We start from the raw sequence: 4594 nt of genomic DNA, 5'->3' as shown, positions 1-4594 counted from the left end.
ACTTATTACATAGCTTTGGTGATGCACGGAAAGTATAAGCTGCATACGGTGTAGTTAGGCAAAATACCTAACAGCGTTACAAAAAACTTCAAAACCATCGGCATAGGTGGGCACGGGCTTGCCCGCACGCACGTTTGCATCTTTGCTATCTGTTCAATTGGGTGCTGGGGGTAGCATGTCGCTACCCCCAGCACCCACAAAGTGGGATATCCTACATGCAGGCCTACTCCCCCATTCCTAGTGTACAACTACACTGCATAACAACTTATTACTAGTATGGAACATATTAAAGGGCTCATGCGTGCAACAGTTGGGGGTGCGCATATTCAGGCTAAATTCTATCGTTCGCTGTGCGGCAAACCCATTTAGCGGCTTGTGCCGCGCAGCATTTAGGCTTTTGTGGCAAGGAGGCCTTCAAATGCGGGCCAGGTGATACGTCTCTCTGATTTGGCCCTAAAGTACATAATGGGGTGCCGGTGCTGTGGCTGACATCGCCAGTTGATAAATTTTATAGCCATGCACTTTCCGCGTTGTGTAGGTCTAGAAGCCGTTCCGGCTGCGTGACGCGTTACGGTGCCTTCACTATGGATTCACGCTGGTGTTCACGGACTTCTGTATGTGTTAATGACTGGCCGGGCGGTGAAGCGGCGGCCATGCCTCCCTTAAGGATCGGATCTGCCGTACTTGTGGGGGGTTGCGCGCTATCTTCCTTTGCTTGCCTACAGGATTTAACTAAATCCCATATGGATAATCCAATTGCTACTGAACATAGTACGGCTGCTACACCAGCCACTGCCGTAGCTGCAATGACATATGGACTTTCTAATGTAAGAGCTGTGCACATCGCTATTATGGTACCGCAGATCATCAACATACATACGCTCAATAGTACCAAGGATGCCGCATGGGCAGTGGTTACTGCGGGAACTGCGCCAGCAGCCTTATCTTCAGCAGTAGTTCGCTGCTCCACACTGGAAACTCCGGGAGAACTTTTCCCTATGTTATTAATAACATCTTGTACGCTACTATCTGAAGTCAGGCCTCGTCTCTGAAAACTGTCTGATACACTATTCATGGCACTTGCTGTGCGGGGGTGCTTCGCCTCTAGCTCCTCTTTGGTCATCTTACCGGTGTGGACCTGTACTACGAGACCTAGCGATTCAGATAGGCGCTTTGCCAACTCCTCAACCATAGCCTCCACAGCCTTTTTCGCTACCTGCTGAGCTCTTGCGTTTTGTGGCAGACGAACGCCAGAATCCCTCAACCTGCGCATGACTGCTGCAGCAATGTCCTCAGTGTTAACAATGCCTCTTACGTCTCTAATCAGTGCTTGGACACCTTCTGCGCTGACCTCTGCGCCCTTCTCTTCGCTTGCACATATCGCTTTTTGCTCTTTTGATTTACTTATACCGCGATAATCCTCAGCTATAGCAGTACACCCCTGCTGCAGTAGCGCTCCAGCAGTCACGCTACAAGCTGCAGTTATTAAATACCCCAATGCATTAATCACAGGCTCACCGAGTTAACGCCTGCAATAGATACCGGGGCCTCGAAACACGCTATGGTACTGTCAGCGCTGTGCGGCACGGTCCCCCCCCCCGGCAAGGGTTGGGTCTACCACACTTGTGGAAGGTTGTGTGCTACCTTCTCCTGTGTTGATTGTCTCCGCATTAGCATTCTTCGCGGGTGGCTGGGCGTCGTCATCGGATACATCCTCAATCGTGACGACGGGTGCGCCGCTACATGAAGCTTCCGTCCCTGCCTCGCTCGCCTTCTCGACAACCTCAACAACAACAACAACTTTTTCCGCGCTAGCGGCTGTATCTGCAGCAGCGATGTTAGTATTAGCAGCTCCCACTACCGGAGTTGCAGCGTTGGTTGTAGGAGCTGTGTCAGCGGACTGACCTTCAGCAATAGCTCGTTGCTCCACACCGGAAATCCCAGACGCACCGTTTACTACAGTATTCACAACATCTTGTACGCTGCTGCCTGAAGTCAGGCCCCGTTTCTTGAAACTTTCCGATACACTATTTATGGCACTCGCTGTTCGAGGATGCTTTGTCTCTAGCTCCTCTTTGGTCATCTTACCGGTGTGGACCTGCACTAAGAGACCTAGCGATTCAAATAGGCGCTCTGCCACCTCTTCGACCATGGCTTGAACTGCAGCTTCTGTCAGCGCTGTAGCTTGCGTGGTCTTTGGTATGCGAATGCCTTTGTCTTTCAGCCTGTTCGTGACTGCTGCGGCAATGCTCCCGGTATCAATAATTTCCTTTACGGTGTTGAGTGGTGCCAGGGCACTTGCTCGTTCTTGTAATGCAAGTTCCTGCTCCCCTGCCGCTTTTTCCTTTGCTACGCTGGCTTCGGCGCTTTTCTCTTCGCCCCGCCGTTCCTCCGCTTCTGACTCTTTATGTCTTACTTTATCATCGTGCTTATCGCCCGCATTTAAAGCAACAAACATCCGCTCCAGTAGCGCTCCAGCAGCAGCGCTACTAACTATAGCTATAAATATTCCTAGTGCACCCATCCCAAGCTCCCCAATATACTTTTCGGAATAACAGCGCTGCGTGCGGGGGGGGGGGGGGGGGATCTTTACGCCAACAAGGCACACAGAGTGCCACAACTTAGTGAAAAAGTATACCCAGACCCACTGCACGCACATGCGCGCGACACTATACTATAATAAATGCGATATTCACGCAAACTGTGGGTTGAAAAGTGTGGCAGATGTTCTGATGCAAGGCCGATTTTATAACAACAATACATTGTGGATGGTATGTTAATGCACTCTGCCTCGTAGGGGTAACTACGCACGCATCTTGGTTGTTCGGGCCAGGGAAGGGGAGGTGCTTTACGCATTTTGTCGTGGTCATCACTGCTGCTATGTGGTGTGGCGCAACTTGCTTATATACGTTCGTCCATGGGAAGCGAAGGTGATGAAAATAGAAAAATCCCCGCCTCTTCGGCGTTGTCAATCTGTGCCGCATGTTATGGCCTTTGACGTGGTAGTTGGCCTTTAACACTCGGATGGTGCATCCTCAGAGTTGCCATAAGGATGCTCTGGGTTTTTGAATTTCGTGCCCACCAGGTAAATTTCGGAGGATTCGCTCCTGCTGGATTTTGGCTTAAAATACGTTACTGACGCAAAATAGTACTGCAGCGACCTGCGAAATTCTTGCTCATATTCCCCTTGCAGGATTTTGGTCACAAAGCTTCCACCTGAGCGTAAAAACTCCACTGCCAGATCTAGAGCCATTTCGCACAGATTGATGATATTCGCATGATCCACCTGCCGATGCCCGCAGGATTTTGGAGCCATGTCTGACAGCACAACATCGAACTTCCTATCCTGCAGCGCCGCACGCAGCAGCTCTGGTGAATGTTCTACATCACACTGCACAAAGTCAACATTGGGAATTCGCTCCATGGGANCCATATCTACGGCAACTACATGTGCCTTGCCACCTTCTGCAACCCGTTCAGCTGCAACCTGAGCCCAGCCTCCGGGGCATGAACCAAGGTCCAACACATACCTACCCCGCTGCAAGAGCTTAAATTTGCAGTCGATATCTATGAGCTTATACGCCGAGCGAGACCTATATCCGTGCTTTTTCGCCAACATAACGTACGGGTCGTTAATTTGCCTGCGTATCCAGCTTGTGGAAGAAATTTTCCGACCCTTTGCAGTTTTAACGTTAACTATGTCAATAACCTTGGGCTAACAAACACTGTGTACTAGATATGATAAGGAATTTACACGTTGCGGTGAAGAAATATATCGCACTTTACGCTGGTGAAGTGTTCATCCTGACGGATATGTCCTAACCAACACGAGCGTTGCAATATCTACATCCCCGTTATTGGGCATATTGACACCAACTGCAATATATTATACCCTAACCGGATCTCTCGGGGTGTGGCGCAGCCTGGTAGCGCACTTGGTTTGGGGCCAAGGGGTCGGGAGTTCGAATCTCTCCACCCCGACGCTGTACGCAGCTCTAAGGTTTTCACACTTTGGTTCATACTCTGCTGGCGGCCGGCGCTTTCAGTACGCGGTTGCGGCGCAAAACAAACAGGCACGTGTGGGTGCTTCTGTAGATTTACATTAAGAAAACAGTAGCGAGGCCCAGGAATATGAGGAACGCTATTATATCGCTCGCTGCACATACTATTATTGATGATGAAACAGCTGGGTCTGCACCAAAGAAGTGCAGCAACATGGGCACCGCCGCCCCGGAAAAGGTTGCGATGGAGAAGGTTATAATCATCGAGGCGACAAATAGTACCTCTATTGAGGTGTTATGAAACCTTATTATAATGGCAATAGAGGCTATGGCAGCCAGTATTGCCCCATTGACAAAACCCACACACAGCTCCTTGAAGAGCAACCTGCGTGAGTTTCTGTATGTCAGCTGTTTGGTCGCCAAGGCGCGTATGGTCACAGTCAGGGCTTGTAACCCCGAGTTTCCACTCATAGATGCTATCATTGGCATTATGATAGACAACGCGATAAAGCTCCTTATCGTCTCGCTGAACCAGCCTATAACTATGGAACTAGCGGATGAAGTCAATAAATTGACCAGCAACCACGGCAATC

4 protein-coding genes and 1 tRNA gene are annotated in these 4594 nt (G+C 50.0%); 1 reads left to right on the top strand and 4 read right to left on the bottom strand.

All coding sequences use genetic code 11. The features are described 5' to 3' along the window. Positions 1 to 568: 568 nt before the first annotated feature. From GAC_RS03590 to GAC_RS03580, 3 genes are all read right to left on the bottom strand, one after another. Complete coding sequence (locus GAC_RS03590) at positions 569 to 1468, bottom strand: hypothetical protein (protein ID WP_241760062.1); 900 nt, start codon at positions 1466 to 1468, stop codon at positions 569 to 571. A 102-nt stretch (positions 1469 to 1570) separates the two neighbouring features. Then, complete coding sequence (locus GAC_RS03585; RefSeq protein ID WP_037349480.1) at positions 1571 to 2524, bottom strand: hypothetical protein; 954 nt, start codon at positions 2522 to 2524, stop codon at positions 1571 to 1573. 489 nt (positions 2525 to 3013) lie between these two features. Continuing rightward, positions 3014 to 3619 (bottom strand): RlmE family RNA methyltransferase, encoded by a 606-nt coding sequence (locus tag GAC_RS03580; RefSeq protein ID WP_037349479.1) that lies wholly within the window; start codon positions 3617 to 3619, stop codon positions 3014 to 3016. A 288-nt stretch (positions 3620 to 3907) separates the two neighbouring features. Here GAC_RS03580 and GAC_RS03575 point away from each other — a divergent pair. Next, positions 3908 to 3981 (top strand) — tRNA-Pro (locus GAC_RS03575). A 116-nt stretch (positions 3982 to 4097) separates the two neighbouring features. Here GAC_RS03575 and GAC_RS03570 read toward each other — a convergent pair. Beyond that, the coding region (locus tag GAC_RS03570) for a magnesium transporter (RefSeq protein ID WP_037349478.1) at positions 4098 to 4594 on the bottom strand (497 nt) is incomplete at its 5' end.

Origin of the sequence: Anaplasma marginale str. Florida, from assembly GCF_000215485.1 — a bacterium.
Taxonomy (GTDB): domain Bacteria; phylum Pseudomonadota; class Alphaproteobacteria; order Rickettsiales; family Anaplasmataceae; genus Anaplasma; species Anaplasma marginale.
Note: the sequence above shows the minus strand (reverse complement) of the source record. Positions and strands in the feature narration are given on the sequence as shown.